Source organism: Chitinispirillales bacterium ANBcel5, assembly GCA_029688955.1.
GTDB classification, from domain to species: Bacteria; Fibrobacterota; Chitinivibrionia; order Chitinivibrionales; family Chitinispirillaceae; genus Cellulosispirillum; species Cellulosispirillum alkaliphilum.
This window is the reverse complement of the sequence record JARUKZ010000008.1, coordinates 42,148-61,078: the sequence shown is the minus strand read 5'-3', so window position 1 is coordinate 61,078 and position 18,931 is coordinate 42,148. Positions and strand designations below refer to the sequence as shown.

The following is an 18,931-nucleotide window of genomic DNA, read 5'->3' as shown; positions in this document are numbered from 1 at the left end:
TTATGAAATCTTCTAACGAAATACGTAAAGAGTTTATCCGTTTCTTTGAAAAACGGGATCATACACTTGTTCCAAGTGCACCGGTTGTACCACAGGATGACCCTACACTGCTTTTTACCAATGCAGGTATGAATCAGTTTAAGTCAATCTTTTTGGGTGATAACCCCCGGGGGCTTAAACGCGCAGTTAATTCCCAGAAATGTATGCGGGTGTCGGGTAAGCATAATGATTTGGAAGAGGTAGGAAGAGATCACTATCATCATACGTTTTTTGAGATGTTAGGCAACTGGTCTTTTGGTGATTATTATAAAAAGGAAGCAATAAAGTGGGCCTGGGAGCTTCTCACTGAGGTTTGGAAACTGCCAAAAGACAGACTCTTTGCTACCGTTTACAAGGACGATGATGAAGCATTAGCTATTTGGAAAAGTGAGACCGATATTGCTCATGATCGGATTATGCGTTTCGGTGAAGAGAGTAATTTTTGGGAAATGGGGGAAACCGGCCCTTGTGGTCCCTGTTCAGAAATTCACTTTGATACCGGGGATGCTTCCACAAGAGAGGCTACCTTTAACGATCCCCTACGGGGTGTTAATGGTGAAAATGACCGATATCGTGAGTTATGGAATCTGGTTTTTATTCAGTACAATCGCGAAAAAAACGGCTCGCTTTCACCTCTTCCTGCCTGTCATGTGGACACCGGAATGGGTTTTGAGCGAATTGTTTCTGTTATTCAGGGGGTAGATTCAAATTACGATACCGATCTTTTCCGGCCAATAATTAGTGAATTGGAAAAGATGTCCGGAAAGGCCTATTCAAATGGTCCGCAGGGAACACCTTTCAGAGTTATTGGCGATCACATTAGGGCACTTGTATTTGCAGTAACAGACGGAGCGTTTCCTTCAAACGAGGGTAGAGGGTATGTGCTGAGGAGAATTCTGAGGCGGGCATACCGGTTTGGCAGAGAGTTGGGTTTTAAAGACCCTTTCCTTTATAAGCTTGTGCCGGTTCTAATCAAAAACATGGGGGAAGCTTTTGATGAAATCGCTCAGAGACAATCCTATCTTGAAGAGGTAATTCGCTCTGAGGAGGAGCGTTTTGGAGCCACACTTGAACAGGGTATCGAAAAATTTGAAACTATGGTTAAAAACTCCCTGAAGAGTGGGAGTAAAAAACTTTCGGGCAGCGATCTTTTCACGCTTTACGATACTTACGGTTTCCCTATGGATCTCACCCGCTTGATGGCCTCTGAAATGGAAATGGGGGTTGATGAAGAGGGGTATGCTCAACTGATGAAGCAACAAAAAGAGAGAGCAAGAGAGGCCAGAAAAGGTGAGGCCGGTGGGCTGAGTCCCGAAGGCTGGGTGGAGCTCAGGGAGGCTTCAGGAACTGCATTTGTCGGTTATGATTCAGATAGCACGGAAGTCAATGTATGCAGATACAAAAGAGTCGAGGATGAGAGCGCAAAAGTAGTGTATCTTCTGATCCTTGACAAAACACCTTTTTATGCTGAGGCAGGTGGGCAGGTTGGAGACAGGGGACTTATACAAACATCCTCCGGTACAGAGCTTGTAGTTGAGGATACCTTTAAATGGAATGATCTTGTTATTCATAAGTGTAAATCGGGAACATCTCTGAGTGATGAGGATCTAAAGGCTCCCCTTACAGCTGAAATCGACACTGCATTTCGATCGTCAACAAGGTGCAATCATACAGCTACCCATCTGCTTCAGGCTGCTTTAAGAGCGGTGCTTGGAAATCATGTACAGCAGTCTGGTTCCAGGGTTGATCCCTGGGGACTGAGATTTGACTTTACACACTTTAAAGCTCTCACATCTGCAGAATTAAAGCGCATAGAGCAACTGGTAAATGAGTGGATAATGGAAGACTACTCGTTGGTTACAGATGTCATGGGGGCTGATGAGGCAAAATCCCAGGGGGCAACGGCGCTTTTTGGTGAAAAATATGGTGAAAAGGTGCGTGTGATCACCATTGGAGAGATCTCAAAAGAGCTCTGCGGGGGCACACACGTTCTCTCAACAGGGCGAATCGGCATGTTTCATATAGTGGGTGAAGAGAGTGTGTCTGCAGGTATTCGCAGGATAAGTGCCATAACCGGTATGGAAACAGTCAATGCGATTTGGGACAAGGAAATGAGACTTTCACAGTTAGGAACTCTTCTGAAATGCGCTGAAGGGTCTTTGGTTGAGAAAGTAAGTGGTCTTCTTGATACCGTTAAGGATCTTGAAGGCAAACTAAAGACTTATAATGTGCAAAGGGCTAAAGAATCTGTGGCTGAGCTTTTTCGCGAAGCTGAGGATAATAAGGGTGAGATCGCTTTTTCTGTAAAAGACATGGGTGAAGTGGATAAGGAGGCTTTTCTTGGATTTGCCGATGCAATCAGTGATACTATAAAGCAATGCGGATTGAATAGTGTGGTCATCCTCATAGGGGCCAGAGTAGGGGAGAAGGCGTTGTTTGCAGCTGGTGCGGGTAAAGATGCCGTCTCAAAGGGCATTCGGTGTGGTGATTTGGTAAAAACAGCTGCTAAAATAACAGGCGGTGGCGGTGGTGGATCACCGCATAGAGCTCAGGCTGGTGGTAAAGACTATACCAAAATCCAACAGGCACTAAAAGAGGTAAAAGAACAATTATCTCAAAAGGCGAACATATGAGAAACTCTCCTGTATTGAATTCTATTGTAGAAGCACATGCTCAAGAAAAAAAGATGTATTGGGTACTCCTGGATCCTGATGATTTCACTATAGAAGAGGCTAAGAATGTCGCTGTGAAATCCCAGGAGTGTGGTGTTGATGGTTTACTTATAGGCGGAAGTCTCTTGCATTCAAACCACTTCGATTTATTTACATCAGAAGTTAAAAAGGCAGCTTCTGTACCTGTTTTACTATTTCCCGGTGATTCTACTCAGCTTTGCAGTTCTGCAGATGCCCTTCTTTATTTGTCTCTTGTTTCAGGTAGAAATCCAGTAAACCTCATAGGGGAACATGTGAAAGCTGCTCCAAAAATCCGTAGCATCGGTATCGAACCGATAGCAACAGCATACATGCTGGTTGAAAGTGGATCAGTGAGTTCCGTTGAGTTTATGAGTAATACAAGGCCGCTTCCCCGAAACAAACCAGGAATTGCTGCTGCTCATGCTCTTGCGGCTCAGTACATGGGAATGCACCTGGTGTATCTTGAAGCTGGAAGCGGGGCCAAAATCTCTGTGCCCCCCGAGTTTATAAAAGCTGTGTGCTCTTATATTGATATTCCGGTAATAGTGGGCGGAGGGATCAGAGATACTGAAACCGCAGCAGAAAAACTTAGTGCAGGCGCCGATATAATAGTAACCGGAAATATGCTTAGTAAGGAAAATGGTATCAGTACTATGAAAGAGATCGCTTCTGCAGTTAAGTCCTTCTCATGAAACCCGCTGTTAAAGAGGAAGAAGTTTCCGGGATTACCCGAAAACTTCAACAGTACACTTAAGCTGCTCTGAGATATCCAAGAACTTCCTGAACATCTGTGGTTGGTGGTTTACAGGAATGATCTGTACACACAAATGCAGTTGTTTTGCCATCTCTTGGGTTATAGTCTTTAAGAAAATCGACATATTTGACTATCTCAGGAGATTGTTGATCAGATGGTTTAAGAACGGTCACAGTGTAGGGTAAAAATTCATGGTTAAGCTCAGAGATCATTTGTTTTGTGTCTTCGTTATTTGGATTTCCGGCAATTATTACTTCCTGGCCGCGCGGATACTGAAAATTCATAATCAGAAAAGTAAAAAGGGATGGAGCCCTGACAATTTCACCTGAAAAAGCCTTTTTCATTTGTGCCACAAGGTCATCGTACTCAGGTTTAGCTGTGATTTTGCCTATTATAAGCTGGTTTTGGAAGGCTATTGAGTTTGCAGATGGATAAGCATCGTCGTAAATCTCTTTTCTTCTTATTAATAGCTGTTCACCATAATCAGGACTGGTGAAAAAACCGCCGTTTTTACTATCCCAGAAATGCTCAAGCATGTAATTGTTAAGCTGCAGAGCTTTTCCAAAATAGTTCGCATCAAAATCACACTCGTAAATTTCAAGCAAAGCCCAGGTCATAAAGGCGTAATCATCTGCATACCCCGCAATTGCTGCTTCACCTTCTCTCCATCTATGCATAAGAAAGCCATCTGAAGGCCGGTGTATATTATTCATAATAAAATCGCAGGCTTCCTTAGCTGCCTGTAGATAGGATGGTTCAGAGAATGCTCTTGAAGCCTTTGCCAGGGCTGCTATCATTAAACCATTCCAGTCAGAGAGGATTTTATCATCTTTCTGGGGTCGTATTCTGTTTACCCGCACGGAAAACATCGTGTTTCTGATCTTTTCCAGTCTTTTATTGAGTTCATCTTCTGAGATATCAAACTCAGATAAAAGATGTTCGGGAGAACTATGTCTGTTCAAAATGTTCAACCCTTTATATTCATGATCTGTATCCTCTACGTTTCCTCGTTCATTTATCCCGTATGCTTTGAACGCAAGGTCTATGTCTTCTTTATCTAAAACCTCTGAAGACTCCCTGGAGGACCAGGTGTAAAATTTCCCCTCCTTGCCATCACTATCTGAGTCTTCGGCACAGTAAAAGGCTCCTTCAGGGCTTCTAAGATCCCTTAGCACATAAGAGATTATTTGCTCTGCTGTTCTTTTATACTCCTCATTCCCTGTTGCCTGAAAGGCTTCGGTATAGGATATTGTCAGCATCGCCTGATCATAGAGCATTTTTTCAAAATGGGGCACTTTCCAGGACGAATCTGTTGAGTACCGATGAAACCCATAGCCGATTTGATCGTAAATTCCACCCTTACGCATCTCACTAAGTGTTTTTTCAACCATTGATAGCGCTTTTTGTTCACCACTAAGTTTCCAGTAGCGGAGAAGAAAAAGAAGGATTTGAGGAGATGGAAATTTGGGTGCATCACCGAAGCCACCATTGTGCTTATCATACTGGCCTTCGAGCTGACTGAACGTCTCCTCCAGTAGTTCTTCATCATTAAAAGACGCTTCCGGTGTTGAAGAGAACATTTTTAATGAAACAGCGAACTGTTGTGCAGATGAGGCAAGGTCCTCATTCCTCTCATTCCACAGCTCATTAATCTGAGGGATAAGCTCAGTGAGTCCTATGAAATTGCCGCTGCTTTCACGTGGTATGTAAGTTGCGGCAAAAAAGGGCAGTTTATCTGGTGTCATCATTACGGTAAGTGGCCAGCCGCCCCCACCAGTAATGATCTGACACACATACATGTACAGATCATCCAGATCAGGGCGCTCTTCACGGTCGACTTTAACGGAAACAAAACTCTCATTCATAAGGTCCGCTACTTCAGGGTCATTAAAGGACTCCTTTTCCATGACGTGGCACCAGTGGCAGGTGGAATAGCCAATGGAAAGGAAAATTGGTTTGTTCTCAGTTCTGGCTTTTCTAAAAGCCTCCTCTCCCCATGGATGCCAATCCACCGGGTTATGTGCGTGTTGAAGAAGGTAGGGACTTTTCTCATTTATCAGACGGTTATTCTGTTCTGGTCTTTCACGTTTTCGGTTCAGATGAAAAAAATTCATCTTTTCCTCCTTCCTTCAAGTCCATAACCACCAACCTTATCCATGTGGATGGAAAAGATCGATTATTTTAGTATCTTTAAAAATTGCGCAGACTGTGGCACTAATATTGAACCACGAAGATACTTGCCCTAAAATTGGTCCCGATTTATTAATTAAGCACTGTATGCAAGTATTATTTTGACAGTTATTAATTTAATGAGCTGGAAGCTGTAGCACTATTAAAAGAATCGGGAGGGGCTTATGCCACTTGCCTGGATTGCTTTAAATGCCGCAAAAGGTATTGGTCCGGTTCGCATTTCTGAAATGCTTAAACACTACGCAACGCCGGAAGAGGTTTTTAAAGTCCCCCCTGAAACACTCTGCTCTCAGGGGTTGATTCCAAAGAGTTGTATTAAGTCCCTTAATAAAGACTCACTCTTTGAACAGGCTCAGATACAGCTTGAAAAAGCGCACAAGGCTGGAGTGAGAGTGGTAACACTGAATGACACTCTTTACCCCGATTACCTTAAAGAGATATTCGCACCCCCACCGGTTCTCTATATTAAGGGCGATGTCTCGGTGCTCAAAAAGCATGCTTTAGCAATTGTAGGTACCCGTGTGCCAAGTTCCTATGGAAGACAGGTTACCACAATGCTAACCAGAGATATTGTTTCAGGGGGGCTTGTGGTAGTGAGTGGTATGGCTCGGGGGATAGATACTTGTGCACATGAGGCTGCGATTAATGCAGGAGGTAAAACTATCGCGGTGCTTGGATGTGGTGTAGATATCATCTATCCATCATCCAACAAAAATCTTTCCGATAAGATCTGTGAAAACGGGGTTCTTATTTCAGAGTTTCAGATGGGTACTCATCCGGAGGCCTACAATTTTCCTCGCAGAAACAGAATAATCAGCGGGCTTTCTGCAGGAGTGCTTGTGGTGGAAGCTGGCAAGAAGAGTGGATCATTAATCACTGCTCATTATGCTTTAAACCAGGGAAGAGAGGTGTTTTCTGTACCCGGGCCTATTACTTCTTCTGTGAGTTTAGGAACGTTTAATCTGATAAAAAATGGTGCTACACCGGTGTGCTGTGTAAATGATATAATTGAAAACATGACGGTTGTCTCAAATCTTTCTGATACAGGTTTAAAGGGAACACGGGAACCTATACCAGGCACAGAAATGTTGAGTGTGCCTGAAATTACCATGCTTAATACACTTTCCTTTTCTCCCATGCGTATTGATCAGATAAAGGAGAAGCTGGACTGTGTTGATTTTGAATTATTTGATCTGCTTTTGAGTCTTGAACTTAAGGGCTTTGTTCAGCAGAAAAGTGGTCAGTCTTATATACGATTAATATGAAGAAAAAAAATATAGTTATTCTCATAGTTTGTTTGGTTGTGCTGTCTCTAATCTCGGCTTTGGTTTTTGGTAATCAGGGGCTTATCGATGTCTATCGTACACACCTGGAAATAAAAAGGCGCTCAGAGCAGATAAGTGAAGCGATTGAATCTCTGGATTCATTAAAGGAGGTACGGGACAAGCTTGTTTCTGACACTGCCTATATTGAGCGGGTTGCTCGGGAAAAACTGGGGATGTCGGCTGAAGATGAAAAAATTTATAAATTTGTTGAGGATTAATAACAGGTATGGATTTCCTAAGAGTTAAAGAGATATTAAAGCAGTTCAGGTCTAATGTAATTGCAGGTGTTTTACTCATAATCCCTCTTTTAGTAACGTTGTTGATAATAATTCAGCTTTTTGTATGGATCGATTCTGCGCTTCCCAGTGTACTTGGGGTTGAATGGGGGACCGGATTTGGGATAACGGTAACCATAGTTCTTGCCTATATCGTAGGGTTGCTTGCAAAAAACTACTTTGGGAAAAAATTAATTGATACCGGCGATGCGCTGATGGCCAATATCCCGGTTTTAAATAAGATCTATCTTGGTGTTCAGCAGGTAGTTGATGCAGTGTCGCTTCAGAATAAAAAACTCTTTGAAAAAGTTGTCTTAATTGAGTATCCAAAAGAAAACTGCTACACCATCGCTTTTGTGACTTCAAGTAAAAATGCTGATTTCGCTAAGTTGGTAGGAAAAGATCTTGTTGCTGTTTTTATCCCTACTACTCCCAATCCCACTTCTGGTTTTTTGCTTTATTATCCAGAAGACGACATTATCTATCTTGATATTCCGGTTGAAGTGGCAGTAAAAAGAATCATGTCAGCGGGTTTGCTGAATGGAGAGAGTGTTATTGATCAAAAGCCTGTAGGGCTTAAAGCATGGAACTGGACTTCCATATTTAAACGTAACACTGAAGAAGATGAGTCGATACTGGATTTTCGTGATTGATAATGAGTATTGAAAAAAGCAGTGCCGTAGTACTTTCTCTCACTCCCTATCGTGAAACCAGTTGCATTTTGCGTGTTCTCACACCACAGCATGGATCTGTTAATTGTATAGCCAAGGGGGTGAGGCGTAGGGATAAGAATGCAATTTTCCTTGATAGGGGATTTATCATTGAGACGCTGGTCTATTTTAAACAAAATCGTGATCTCCATACTCTCGGTTCACTTTCCGTTGCAGAATTTTTTCCTGGAATAAGGGCAGATGTCGTTAAGTCGGTGATTCGGGACCTGGCTTTGGAGCTTGTACTTAAATCAAGCAGTCAATATGGTAGTAATCCGGTCGCCTATGGTCTTTTAAGTGACTTTTTAAATGTTTTGAACACTACAGATAAAAAGTATGTGTTTCCGTTGCTCTGGCATTTCTTTGCACGGTTTACCGAGCATTTGGGATTTAAAATAGCAACCGAAAAGTGCTTGTATTGCCTTAAACCATTAAAAATGAACGATGCTGCAGTTTTGAATATTGCCCGGGGGTCGATGGTGTGTACTGGTTGTGCCGGTTCTTTAAATGGCACAACAGTATTTCCCGGTGCCGTCCTTGTGTACTTTGAACAGATCGACTTATCAACAGAGGGGTTTGATTCACCTGTTGAATCACTTCGAATTACCAGGGCTTTAGTTGACTATTGTCGGTACCATTTGGATGTGCGTACTGGTTTTAATTCTGTAGAGTTTCTTGCAAGTATCATATAAAACCAGTGCACAAATCTATCTGCTTGAAAAGTGTAACCTGAGCCAGACACCATGTGAAGAATTGTCATCGGGGATATCAAGATCTGCAGGTTGTTTGAGAGTTCGGCGGTAGAAGTAATCAAGTGTCAGATAGCGGGTAAGCCTCCAGCTTAAAACAGAGCTAAAATCATAGTCAGGACTCCTGAAACGCTGGACCGGAGCTATAGGAGCAAAAAGCTTTAGTTCTGCTTCAGCCGTAGCATAACGCCCTATACGAAGCATTGCTCCAAGGGAGAATTGTGGGCCAAATTCAAAGATGTCCGCATTTTTCTCTTTCTGAAGAGTTATGCTGTTGCTGATTTTTTCAGCATATTCAAGAGAATCGCCTTCGTTGTATTTAATATTACTTTTTTCAAATCTTCTGTAACGGTCTGCATATCTTGAGTACTTGCTGCTTACTCCTACTCTTAACTTTGATTCAAAATACCTAAAAGTAGCCAGATCGGCATTTACACCTGCTCCCAAATCAAAAGTGGTGGGTGAAAAGGACGGTTGTGCTTCAAAACTTTTTGAACTATCAAATCCAATGGCTGGGTTAAAAACACTGTCGCTGTCAACAAATGAAAACCATTTTTCATCATCACGCTTTATGTGCTCAGGAAAAAAACTTGTGACTAACTCCATTCTGCTGTAAGGGCCCAGCCAGGGCAGGAATCTCCAGATAAAAAGAGAGTTAATAGTCATTTTATCCGGGTAACTGGTCATGTCTGTAATATCCCAATCAGAAACATTAAAACCCTGCTCAATTCTAAAACGGGTATTCCAGTCGGCTGGTTTTCTTCTGTACACAAGCCATGTGTCAAAAAGGAGGTTAAGGTTAAGAGAGGTGTTTCTGGTATACGGCTCGACATCTCGTTTTATATCTGCGGCAAAATGAACATTACCCCCCACATTTGCACCATATCTCCAGGAGGGAGTGATACTGCTGGTTTGAGCCATTTGCACCATTCCACCACCTCTTATATCATTTGTTGCCTTATCCTGAATAAGAAGAAAGCGGGTCAATTCTCCGGGTACCAATCTGACTGTTACAAAATTGCTAAGGGTATGATATCCTTCACCGACACCAAAAATCTTATAAATCCCTGGTTCAAGAATCCAGGTTCTCACGCTTTCTCCCATTTCGGGGCTTGCTCCATACCCTCTGCCATAGGGTTCAAACTGGTCGATTCTGGCAAGCTCATATTCGCCTCTGAATGGTTGTCCGTTTTCATCGACTACATCAATGATCAGACCTGACCATTTGGGCATTAGCGCCACAGTGCGGTCTTCCTCAACCGTTACATCTTTTGTGATTCTTTGGCGGTGAGAGCCGCTTCCAAGAACAACTCTGTATTCACCGGGTTCGAGCGCATACGTTTTTCCGGTTTCTCCTGAGAGTATATACTCCCTGTCGCTGCTATAGATTTCAAGGTCGGGTTCAAAGCTGGTTTCTGTGAAACGGGGGATAAACACGCCCCCTTTTCCAAAAGGTATCAGTGTGTTATCAGAAGCCTGTTGAGTGGATAGAGGTGGTGCTTCCCAGGTTTTCATGGCTTCTTCGAGCCATGAGTCACCTCTGAGAGGTTGCAGCTTTTGTAATGAAGAACCCGTTGGCTCTGTATAATGCTGCTGGAAGATTTGGTCAAGATGTTCTTGTGTTAATTCTTCACCTGGCAGTTCTGCTAAAATCGTTACAGCAAAGGTTAAAAGCAGCAAAACTGAAAAAAACAGCACGGTGTTACTCTTCATATAATCTCCATAACAAGTCCGGTTGAGTTAAAAGCGTGATGAAGTTTCGGTTATATCCTGTATTTTTCCTTCATCCAAACCAAGTTCCCTGGCCAACCTTTTATCAATGTCCTGAAGTGCTTGTGTCATTATATATTCCATAATAGAGGAGAGTTCTCTGACTACAAATTTGGGCTCCTGCTGATACACTCGCTTTCGTAGGTCAAAGTGACGATTGTAAATATTTGCTCCATCACTGAGGCGGGTGAGTTCGATTCGCAATGCCAGATGGGCAAAACTAATGTCTTCACTGTCATATTCTTCAAGCGCTTCAATCATACCAGAGAGTTCATAATCAGGACGTCGGCCTTCATCAAATCTTCTCACTACTGATGAAACAAGATTGGTGCTTGTCAGATGTTTGAAAACCAGGTCGGTAATCATTCTTGTTGGCCTCACAGCCCAGACTCTGTAAACGTAGTATTGAAGTTCAAAGGGACTGAGCCTGTAGACTATCTGGGGCCTGTTGTATGCTTCTTCAATACTAAACTCTCGGAGTCTTATTATATAAGGATAGGGTTCCTGGAGAATCCTTTGCGGCATAGGGTTTGGCGTGTAGTTAAGCGTATAATAATGTTTTAATGGCACCCTGGCACAACTTAAGTGGATTAGTGCTATCAAGGGTACAACAAATCTAACAATTGCCAATACGTTTTTTATCATCTGATCTCCCTTTCCCTGCCTTCACCCCGCAAAAGAAGGGATGGATTTTCTGAGAGCATTCGTGTTAATTGGTTAGCATTTTCTGAAGCCCGGCGGATGTTTTCCATGCTTACGGAAAAGTCTTCCCGCGTTTGTAGTATCATCATAGAAAGATTATCACTTAACTGCGTCATCGAAGCTGCGGTGGAATCAACTCTTGTAAGTATAGAGTTAAATTGTTCAGCCCGAAAGCTTTCATTTAGTGTGTTGGTCATCATTTCTATGTTGTCGGCGATGGCACCAACTTTTTCAATAACCTCTTCAGAAGATTCTGACATTCTCTGTATTCCCGGAGTTAAGGTTTCAAAGAAACCTTTGAAGTCATCATTAAAGAACTCACGTGCATCACCAGACATATGGCTAAGGTTTTCTACAATGCTGTTTATGCCATCCTCTCTGTCTGGATCAGCAAATTGATTGAGCTGTGCAAGTAACAATTCGATCCTCTCTGCTATCGATTCAGCTCTTCCGGTTATCGATCCCATCATAGAGACTCTGGTAGGTAATTCTGCTCCCTCTTTAAGTAACTCGGATTCATTGCTGCCGCCTGAAATTTCAATATACTTAAGCCCTGTTATTCCTAAAGATCCGGTAGTTGCGTACATGTCCACTTTCACTGGAAAATCGCTGTTGATTCTAAGTGTAACCTTAACACTGCTTAAATCGTGTGGCAGGTAGGCAATGCTGTTAACATTTCCGATGGGTACACCATTGAATTTTACCACAGCTCCCTGTTCCAGGCCGCTGAGAGTTTCACCGCTAAAATAGGCTATATATGTTTTTTGCTTATCTCTGAAACGAAAACCAAGGGGAACAGCTATAAGCAGGCTCAAAACTATGCTGCCAATAACAACAAACACCCCCAGTCTCGCTTTCTGGGAAACAGAAATACTCATGAATCATACTCCAGGTTAAATCGCTCTTTCTTTGCTTCACTGGTGTTGCTGTTGGACTCCTGACGACAGAAAAAGCGGTTGATGGGCCCTTCTGTGATCTTTCGGGCATCATCCAGCTTACCATCAAAAAGCACTTTTCCTTCATTTAAAAAAAGAATTTTATCTGCAATAGTTTCAATAGAAAATAGCTCGTGAGTAACAACAACGATGGTAATGCCAAGAGTTGAGCGCAACTTTAAAAGCAGCTCGTCGAGTCCGGCGCTTGTAACAGGATCAAGCCCTGCAGAGGGTTCATCGCAAAACAAAAGTGGTGGATCGAGTATAAGTGCTCTGGCAAGAGCGGCTCTTTTTCTCATCCCTCCGGAGAGCTCACCGGGGTAAAGTCTGGCTGCATGGGGCAGATCTACCTGCGAGAGTTTAAAACGAACCATCTCCTTAATAAGTTTTTCGGGCAATGATGTGTGCATTTGAAGCGGTAACGCAATATTTTCCTCTACACTCAAGGAGCCAAGCAATGCCCCGTTTTGGAAGAGAACTCCGATTTTTCTGAGTAATTTAGCACTTTCAACTTCTTCAGGATCCCCAAGCTCATGACCAAAAATCGTTACTGTTCCGGAGTGAATGTTTAGCAGCCCGATTATGGATTTTAAAAGAGTGGTCTTACCACATCCACTGGTTCCAAGAATAACCCTGATTTCGGAATCAAAAAACGCGGTGTTAATCCTGTTCAGTACCGTTCGCTCTCCGTATTTCACAGTTAAGTTACGGATAGAGACGATAACTTGCTGTTTTAGGCTATTTTGTAATGGGGCAACCATAATTTAATTCGTTATCTCTTGAGCTAAACCGTTTTAATTACTTCCATGCACATATAAATCTACAACATTGTAATTACCCAATGAAACTAAAGCGGCCTTTCCGGTATTCGTTTAAATAGTATAAATAGTTTAAAGCCACTGGAGATAACAAAAAAAAGAGCGTACTACTTGAAAATAAAACATCAGAAAACTTAGTTTTATTGATTCCCGGTCCGTTTTTTTATCACTAAGGAGGGGTTATGACTATTAAGGGAAGTAAAACCGAGAAAAATCTTCTTGCTTCATTTGCAGGGGAATCACAGGCTCGTAATCGTTATCTTTTTGCCGCAAAAGTGGCTAAAAAAGAGGGGTATGAGCTGATAGCATCTATATTTACCGAAACAGCGGAAAACGAACGTCAGCATGCTAAACGGTTTTTCCGTTTGCTGGAAGGTGGAGCGGTTGAGATCACAGCAACTTATCCTGCAGGGGTGATTGGGAGCACAGTTGAGAACCTCAAAGCTGCTGCAGCAGGAGAAAATGAAGAGCATACAATTCTCTACCCTGAATTTGCACGTATAGCAAAGGAAGAGGGCTTTCCAAAAATCGCCACACAGTTTTCATTGATCTCCGCTGTCGAAAAACATCATGAAGAACGCTACTTGCAGTTGGCTGATCTGGTGGAGCAGGGAGCCTTTTTTAACAGGCAAACCTCGGTAAAGTGGAAGTGCAGAGAATGTGGCCACATTCATGAAGGGCTTGCAGCTCCGACTAAGTGTCCGTGTTGTGAGCATCCACAGGCTTTCTTTGAAATCACTACTCAGCAATATTGAGTTTAAATACGCTTAGCGATTTGTATTACGCAGTGCTGTCTAATTAACGGCACTGCTTTTTTTTTAAGCTGTAATTGATTTTTTTAACCGGGATTCAAATGATGGATGTTAAATACTGGAACAAAGAAAAGGAAACTATTCAGAGAGAGGCTCTTGAAGAGCTACAACTAAAGCTTCTTAGGGATACTGTCGACAGAGCACTTAAAACTCCTTTTTACAGGCGCAGATTAGGGAAAGTTGGCATAAAATCGGGCAGTGAAATAAAAACACTCGAGGATATCAAACGTATCCCGTATACCACAAAGGATGACCTTAGAGAGGCATACCCCTTTGGATTACTCTCCTGTGACATCAAGGACAGCATTCGTCTTCACACTTCAAGTGGAACAACAGGTATACCAACGGTTATTTATCATTCCAGAAACGACATAGATACCTGGACCGACCTCATGGCACGCTGTTTTGTTATGTGTGATGTTGGTCAGGGTGATGTTTTCCAGAATATGGCCAGTTATGGGCTTTTTACCGGGGGATTAGGGTTTCATTATGGAGCTGAAAGAGTGGGGGCTCTTGTTATACCCTCAAGTTCAGGAAATACCAGGCGTCAGTTGTCCCTTATGCGGGATTTCGGTACAACCGTTGTTCATGCAACACCAAGCTATCTGCTTCATTTAACATCACAGCTTGAATGTTGTGGGGTAGACAGGGCTGAGCTTAAGGTTAAAAAAGCTTTTATGGGTGCAGAGCCGTATTCAGAAGAAACGCGACTGAAAGTACAGGAGCTGCTCCAAATTAAGGCGTATAACTCCTATGGCCTTTCTGAGATGAATGGGCCTGGTGTAGCATTTGAGTGCGTTTATCAGGATGGAATGCACGTTTGGGAAGATTCGTTTCTTATGGAAATTATTGATCCTTTAAGTATGGAAGTTTTAGGTGAACAGCAGGAGGGTGAAATTGTTTTCACTACACTGAGGCGTGAAGCTACCCCTCTTCTTCGATACCGAACTCGTGATCTCTCCTATATTCATGGCGGTATGTGTAAGTGTGGCAGAACGCATAGAAGGATAGCAAGGATTAAGGGACGTTCTGACGATATGCTTATAATTAATGGGGTAAATGTGTTCCCCTCCCAGATTGAAGAGGTCATAATGGGTGTACCGGAAGTTGGTACTAATTATCAGATTTTGGTAAAAAAGCAGGGGCAACTGGACCGGTTAACACTAAAAACCGAAATTTACTCTAAACTTTTTACAGGTGATATTTCTCAATTGGATGCATTGAAAAGAAAAATAAGCGAAAGGCTGAAGGCCTCTATCACTATAAATCCTGTTATAGAATTACATGAACCTGGAGGCTTACCCGTATCTGAAGGTAAAGCAAAGCGTGTTTTTGATGAAAGATTTGACTCCTGAATGCTGTTTATGAAGATAAATGGTTAGTAACAAAGGAAAGGGTTTTATGGCTGAGCAGATTAATGTTTTTGTGGAAAATAAACCGGGACGGTTAAACAGAATAACCCGTATTCTGGGTGAAAATAATATTAATATGAGAGCAATTGTCATAGCTGATCGGGAGAACTATGGCATTGTAAAGATCCTCGTTTCCGATCCTCGTAAGGCCCATCTTTTGCTATCAGAAGAAGGGTTTGCCTGTGCTTTGAAAAAAGTCCTGGCGGTATCTTTTGGCGATACACCCGGAAGCTTGTACCAGCTCACAGAAACACTTTCCGGGGTGAATGTAAATATCATCGATGCCTATGGCTTTGTTATTGAATCGAGTAAAGAAGCGGTTCTGTGTATTGAAGTTAAGGATTACCAGTTTGCCAAAACTATAGTGGAAAAGAATGGTTACAGAATTCTTTCCGATGACGAACTTTATGAACTGTAAGTAAAATAGCAAACTATTTTGCTTCTAACCTCCTTTGGTCGCTAAAGTAGACCCCTACTGGTGTGTTTTCATAAAACATACCAGTAGAGCAAATAAAAAGAGGCTAAATACTATGCAAAGGTCTCAAATTTTAGTAAATTATTGATAAGAGGGCTGATTGGCCCTTTAGCAGTCTCCCGGTTTAGGGGTGCACTTCTACCATAACTGCATGCAGGAGGTTAGTATCATGGCTGATCGGTTAATCTTTATAGCAGTTTTACTTCTTCTGTTTTTTTGTAATTTGTATTCTGAAGATATGCAGGTCGATATAACGGGATCTGTAATGGATAAGAATAGTGGCAGGCCGCTTGTTGGAGCAACTGTACAACTTATTAATAATACTATCTCTGCCATAACCAATGAAGAAGGGGAATTTCAGCTCTCCTATGTTGAAGAGACATCGGTTAATCGCAGTCTTAAAGGAGCGTATTCAGATCCGGTTTTTACTATCACTAAGGGTAATTTCATTGATGTAAGCATTTCTGAGAAACAAAATATCACTTTAAGAATTTTAGATCTCAGGGGCAAAAAAGTTAATGAACTGTTTAGGGGTGAAATGGCTAAGGGTGTTAAGAGCATTCAAGCACCTGTGTTGTCATCCGGTTTCTATATTTTTCACCTGCAAACAGCATCAGCTAATTACACTCTTCCTGTTATTTCATCGGGATCGTATTATTCCCCAGCTTTTAAGAGCTCTGTCTACTCACCCCCTAATCCAAGAAAAGCCAATTTAGAGTTAGTTTTTCCTGATACCATTTTCGTGACAAAGGCCGGTTATTTTATAGAAAAGGCCGAAACAAACGATCCCTTTGCACAGGGAGTGGCGGTTGAATGTGTCGCATATGGTGACAAATCCGATATGGTTCTTATTGAATCTGAAGGTAAAACTATTACCATCGGTTATGCTGATGGGGGTTCAATGGAGAGGCCGGTTTTCACTGTTAATAACCTGATGGATTACAAAATAAGCAGAACACCGGTGAGACAGGAGCAGTTTGAGGAGCTAATGGGCTTTAATCCCTCATTTTTTAAAGACCTTCCCAGCAACCCGGTAGAGAATGTCACCTGGTATGATGCCATGCTTTATTGCAATGAGCTTAGCAAAGCTGAAGGGCTTGATACCTTTTATACCTATTCTTCTCTTACCAGGGTGGGTGATAATGTTACTGAGGTGGGTGGTTTGCAGATAAACTATCATTTAACCGATGTTTACCGACTACCTACAGAAGTAGAGTGGGAATATGCATCCAGGGGTGAAGCGGCTACTGTTACCTTCTGGGGAGATGAAGATATTGCAAAGTATGTATGGTTTTCAGAAAACAGTAACAACAGAACCCAGCCGGTAGGCCATCGCTTTGCAAATCCTTTTGGTCTCTATGATATGAACGGAAATGTTGGAGAATGGTGTCAGAATTATTATATCTCATATGCTGGTGGAGAGATGGTTATCGACCACTTCTCCCCAAGAACTTCGCGTAGAACAGAACGGACATACAGAGGGGGTAGTTATTCAAATTCCAGGGATAACATTCGCTCTACCTTCAGATATATGATGAACCCCTCGTCCAGGGACAACAGGTTGGGATTCAGGGTAGTAAGGTCAATGGAATAGGACTACAGATATTTGGTTAAATTTCCGGTAGCTTTGGTTTAATTCAGGGTTACCGGAGAAAATTACCTCTGAATAAAATATTTCCGATATCCCCAACAAATAATTATCTGTTTTGATATAATACTGCCAATTAGCTATTTTGAAACACTATATAGAAGTGTTATTTTGCACATTCCGGAGGAAAAGCTATGTTTGATAAGGATTACGATGATTTTTTTGATGAAGAAAAGGGTGTTGATAAGGCATCTGAGCAGCTTATGGAAATGATAGAGAAAACAGACACAAGTGTTAAAAGTTTTTCTCCGGGATCCAAAGTAAAAGGAACAGTAAGCAGAATCGGCTCTGAATATGTTTTTGTCGAAATAGGGGCAAAAAATGAGGCTATGATAAAAATTTCTGAATTGGGCGGTGCGGAGCAGGTAAGTGTTAAAGAGGGTGATACAGTAGAGGGCTATATAGTTTCCAACAAAGGTGATGAAACACTTATCAGCAAAAGTATGAGCGCCCACACAGCAGATATTGAGGAACTCAGAGATGCCTGTGACAAAAAGATTCCAGTACAGGGTAAAGTTACCGGAGTAAATAAAGGTGGTTTGAATGTAAAGGTGATGGGGCACAGGGCATTCTGTCCGGTTTCCCAGATTGATATAAAATTCACTCAGGATGTTAATACATTTCTGGGCAAAACGTACGATTTTGTAATCTCCCGTATCACTGAGGGTGGGCGAAACATTGTTCTAACCCGCATCCCATTGTTGGAGTCGGGCCTCAAAAAGGAGCTTGAAAAATTAAAAGAAGCTGCAGAGGCGAAAACTGTACTTAAAGGGAAAATATCAAAAGTCGCTGATTTTGGACTGTTTGTGCAGATTGGTGATTTGGAAGGCCTTGTGCATATCTCGGAGGTCTCCTGGGAAAGGGCTCAAAACCTCTCAGAATCCTTTGAAATTGGCCAGGAGGTTGAGTTTGTTATTTTGAAGGTGGAGGAAAAATCTCCTCTGCGCAACTCAAAAATATCGCTTTCAATAAAACAGGTATTTGATAATCCCTGGACAGATATTTCTACCAAAATCTCCATTGGACAGACTCTGGATGGGAAAGTGACCCGTTTGGCTGACTTTGGAGCCTTTGTGGAAGTGCTGCCAGGGGTTGAGGGATTGGTACATGTATCAGAAATGGCCTGGGGCAGAAGGGTTCACCATCCATCTGAAATGGTGAAAGAGGATCAGAATGTGCGTGTAACCGTTTTAAGTATAGATGAGAGTAAGAAAACGATCTCTTTAAGTCTCAAAGATTTGAGTGAAGATCCATGGAATGGCTTAGAAGAGAAAATCGCTATTGGTACAGATGTTGCAGGAACCGTTGCTAAAAAGGCTAAGTTTGGCTACTTTATCGATATCTTTGAAGGCGTAACAGGGCTTTTGGTATTCCAGAATATAGTAGCGGATAAAAGGGATAGTCTAAAAGAAGGTGATTCGGTTACCGTTCATGTTGAAGGCATTGACCTTGAAAACCGAAGAATATCTCTGTCGATGGGTGTTTCTGATGACAAAAAAGAAACAGAGGAAACAAAGAAATTCCTTCAGAAGCAAAAAAAAGAAACTAAAAAGGAATCCAAAAGCTCAACAGAGTTCGGGGCTGCACTGATGGCTGCGCTTAAATCTAAAAAATAGGAAAAACG

Annotated in this window: 16 protein-coding genes; 11 read left to right on the top strand and 5 right to left on the bottom strand. The window is 42.1% G+C overall.

All coding sequences use genetic code 11. The features are described 5' to 3' along the window. Positions 1 to 2: 2 nt before the first annotated feature. Positions 3 to 2,672, top strand: a complete 2,670-nt coding sequence (alaS, locus tag QA601_06155; protein ID MDG5814650.1) for an alanine--tRNA ligase — start codon at positions 3 to 5, stop codon at positions 2,670 to 2,672. Further along, a complete protein-coding gene (locus QA601_06150) occupies positions 2,669 to 3,424 on the top strand; it encodes a geranylgeranylglyceryl/heptaprenylglyceryl phosphate synthase (protein ID MDG5814649.1) in 756 nt (251 codons plus the stop codon). The genes alaS and QA601_06150 overlap by 4 nt, the downstream gene beginning before the upstream one ends. Positions 3,425 to 3,482: 58 nt before the next feature. Here QA601_06150 and QA601_06145 read toward each other — a convergent pair whose 3' ends face one another. After that, positions 3,483 to 5,600, bottom strand: coding sequence for a thioredoxin domain-containing protein (locus QA601_06145; protein MDG5814648.1), 2,118 nt, complete (start codon positions 5,598 to 5,600; stop codon positions 3,483 to 3,485). Positions 5,601 to 5,840: 240 nt separating this feature from the next. Between QA601_06145 and dprA the strand changes: the two genes are divergently transcribed. The 4 genes from dprA to recO are packed head-to-tail and all read left to right on the top strand — an operon-like array spanning position 5,841 to position 8,678. Then, a complete protein-coding gene (dprA, locus tag QA601_06140) occupies positions 5,841 to 6,941 on the top strand; it encodes a DNA-processing protein DprA (protein MDG5814647.1) in 1,101 nt (366 codons plus the stop codon). Further along, on the top strand, positions 6,938 to 7,219 hold the full coding sequence (locus QA601_06135; protein ID MDG5814646.1) for a septum formation initiator family protein: 282 nt from the start codon (positions 6,938 to 6,940) through the stop codon (positions 7,217 to 7,219). Before dprA ends, QA601_06135 begins: the two co-directional genes overlap by 4 nt. 8 nt (positions 7,220 to 7,227) lie before the next feature. After that, on the top strand, positions 7,228 to 7,929 hold the full coding sequence (locus QA601_06130) for a DUF502 domain-containing protein (protein MDG5814645.1): 702 nt from the start codon (positions 7,228 to 7,230) through the stop codon (positions 7,927 to 7,929). Positions 7,930 to 7,931: 2 nt separating this feature from the next. Continuing rightward, on the top strand, positions 7,932 to 8,678 hold the full coding sequence (gene recO, locus QA601_06125; protein MDG5814644.1) for a DNA repair protein RecO: 747 nt from the start codon (positions 7,932 to 7,934) through the stop codon (positions 8,676 to 8,678). Between the two features lie 15 nt (positions 8,679 to 8,693). Here the strand turns inward: recO and QA601_06120 are convergent, their stop codons facing one another. The 4 genes from QA601_06120 to QA601_06105 are packed head-to-tail and all read right to left on the bottom strand — an operon-like array spanning position 8,694 to position 12,903. Continuing rightward, positions 8,694 to 10,448 carry a hypothetical protein gene (locus QA601_06120; GenBank protein ID MDG5814643.1) on the bottom strand — a complete coding sequence of 585 codons (1,755 nt, stop codon included), beginning with the start codon at positions 10,446 to 10,448 and terminating at the stop codon, positions 8,694 to 8,696. 27 nt (positions 10,449 to 10,475) lie between these two features. After that, positions 10,476 to 11,150, bottom strand: coding sequence for an ABC-type transport auxiliary lipoprotein family protein (locus QA601_06115; GenBank protein ID MDG5814642.1), 675 nt, complete (start codon positions 11,148 to 11,150; stop codon positions 10,476 to 10,478). Next, positions 11,147 to 12,085: an MlaD family protein gene (locus QA601_06110; protein MDG5814641.1), complete on the bottom strand. Its 939-nt coding sequence runs from the start codon at positions 12,083 to 12,085 to the stop codon at positions 11,147 to 11,149. The genes QA601_06115 and QA601_06110 overlap by 4 nt, the downstream gene beginning before the upstream one ends. Then, positions 12,082 to 12,903, bottom strand: coding sequence for an ATP-binding cassette domain-containing protein (locus QA601_06105; protein ID MDG5814640.1), 822 nt, complete (start codon positions 12,901 to 12,903; stop codon positions 12,082 to 12,084). The genes QA601_06110 and QA601_06105 overlap by 4 nt, the downstream gene beginning before the upstream one ends. 239 nt (positions 12,904 to 13,142) lie before the next feature. Here QA601_06105 and QA601_06100 point away from each other — a divergent pair, with 239 nt between their 5' ends. From QA601_06100 to QA601_06080, 5 genes are all read left to right on the top strand, one after another. After that, positions 13,143 to 13,715, top strand: coding sequence for a rubrerythrin family protein (locus tag QA601_06100; GenBank protein MDG5814639.1), 573 nt, complete (start codon positions 13,143 to 13,145; stop codon positions 13,713 to 13,715). A 98-nt stretch (positions 13,716 to 13,813) separates the two neighbouring features. Next, complete coding sequence (locus tag QA601_06095) at positions 13,814 to 15,127, top strand: phenylacetate--CoA ligase (GenBank protein ID MDG5814638.1); 1,314 nt, start codon at positions 13,814 to 13,816, stop codon at positions 15,125 to 15,127. A 46-nt stretch (positions 15,128 to 15,173) separates the two neighbouring features. Beyond that, positions 15,174 to 15,602, top strand: coding sequence for an ACT domain-containing protein (locus QA601_06090; protein MDG5814637.1), 429 nt, complete (start codon positions 15,174 to 15,176; stop codon positions 15,600 to 15,602). A gap of 226 nt (positions 15,603 to 15,828) precedes the next feature. Continuing rightward, the gene (locus tag QA601_06085) at positions 15,829 to 17,253 is read left to right on the top strand and encodes an SUMF1/EgtB/PvdO family nonheme iron enzyme (protein ID MDG5814636.1); all 1,425 of its coding nucleotides are present in this window, start codon (positions 15,829 to 15,831) and stop codon (positions 17,251 to 17,253) included. A gap of 188 nt (positions 17,254 to 17,441) precedes the next feature. Further along, entirely contained in the window at positions 17,442 to 18,923 is a 1,482-nt protein-coding gene (locus QA601_06080) for a S1 RNA-binding domain-containing protein (GenBank protein ID MDG5814635.1), read from the top strand. Positions 18,924 to 18,931: the final 8 nt, after the last annotated feature.

Bases quoted from the DNA above. Each gene is read 5' to 3' on its own strand.
- recO (MDG5814644.1), top strand. From the start codon at position 7,932: ATGAGTATTGAAAAAAGCAGTGCCGTAGTACTTTCTCTCACTCCCTAT.
- QA601_06135 (MDG5814646.1), top strand. From the start codon at position 6,938: ATGAAGAAAAAAAATATAGTTATTCTCATAGTTTGTTTGGTTGTGCTG.
- QA601_06100 (MDG5814639.1), top strand. From the start codon at position 13,143: ATGACTATTAAGGGAAGTAAAACCGAGAAAAATCTTCTTGCTTCATTT.
- QA601_06120 (MDG5814643.1), bottom strand. From the start codon at position 10,448: ATGAAGAGTAACACCGTGCTGTTTTTTTCAGTTTTGCTGCTTTTAACC.
- dprA (MDG5814647.1), top strand. From the start codon at position 5,841: ATGCCACTTGCCTGGATTGCTTTAAATGCCGCAAAAGGTATTGGTCCG.
- QA601_06115 (MDG5814642.1), bottom strand. From the start codon at position 11,150: ATGATAAAAAACGTATTGGCAATTGTTAGATTTGTTGTACCCTTGATA.
- QA601_06085 (MDG5814636.1), top strand. From the start codon at position 15,829: ATGGCTGATCGGTTAATCTTTATAGCAGTTTTACTTCTTCTGTTTTTT.
- QA601_06090 (MDG5814637.1), top strand. From the start codon at position 15,174: ATGGCTGAGCAGATTAATGTTTTTGTGGAAAATAAACCGGGACGGTTA.
- QA601_06105 (MDG5814640.1), bottom strand. From the start codon at position 12,903: ATGGTTGCCCCATTACAAAATAGCCTAAAACAGCAAGTTATCGTCTCT.
- QA601_06150 (MDG5814649.1), top strand. From the start codon at position 2,669: ATGAGAAACTCTCCTGTATTGAATTCTATTGTAGAAGCACATGCTCAA.
- alaS (MDG5814650.1), top strand. From the start codon at position 3: ATGAAATCTTCTAACGAAATACGTAAAGAGTTTATCCGTTTCTTTGAA.
- QA601_06145 (MDG5814648.1), bottom strand. From the start codon at position 5,600: ATGAATTTTTTTCATCTGAACCGAAAACGTGAAAGACCAGAACAGAAT.
- QA601_06130 (MDG5814645.1), top strand. From the start codon at position 7,228: ATGGATTTCCTAAGAGTTAAAGAGATATTAAAGCAGTTCAGGTCTAAT.
- QA601_06080 (MDG5814635.1), top strand. From the start codon at position 17,442: ATGTTTGATAAGGATTACGATGATTTTTTTGATGAAGAAAAGGGTGTT.
- QA601_06095 (MDG5814638.1), top strand. From the start codon at position 13,814: ATGATGGATGTTAAATACTGGAACAAAGAAAAGGAAACTATTCAGAGA.
- QA601_06110 (MDG5814641.1), bottom strand. From the start codon at position 12,085: ATGAGTATTTCTGTTTCCCAGAAAGCGAGACTGGGGGTGTTTGTTGTT.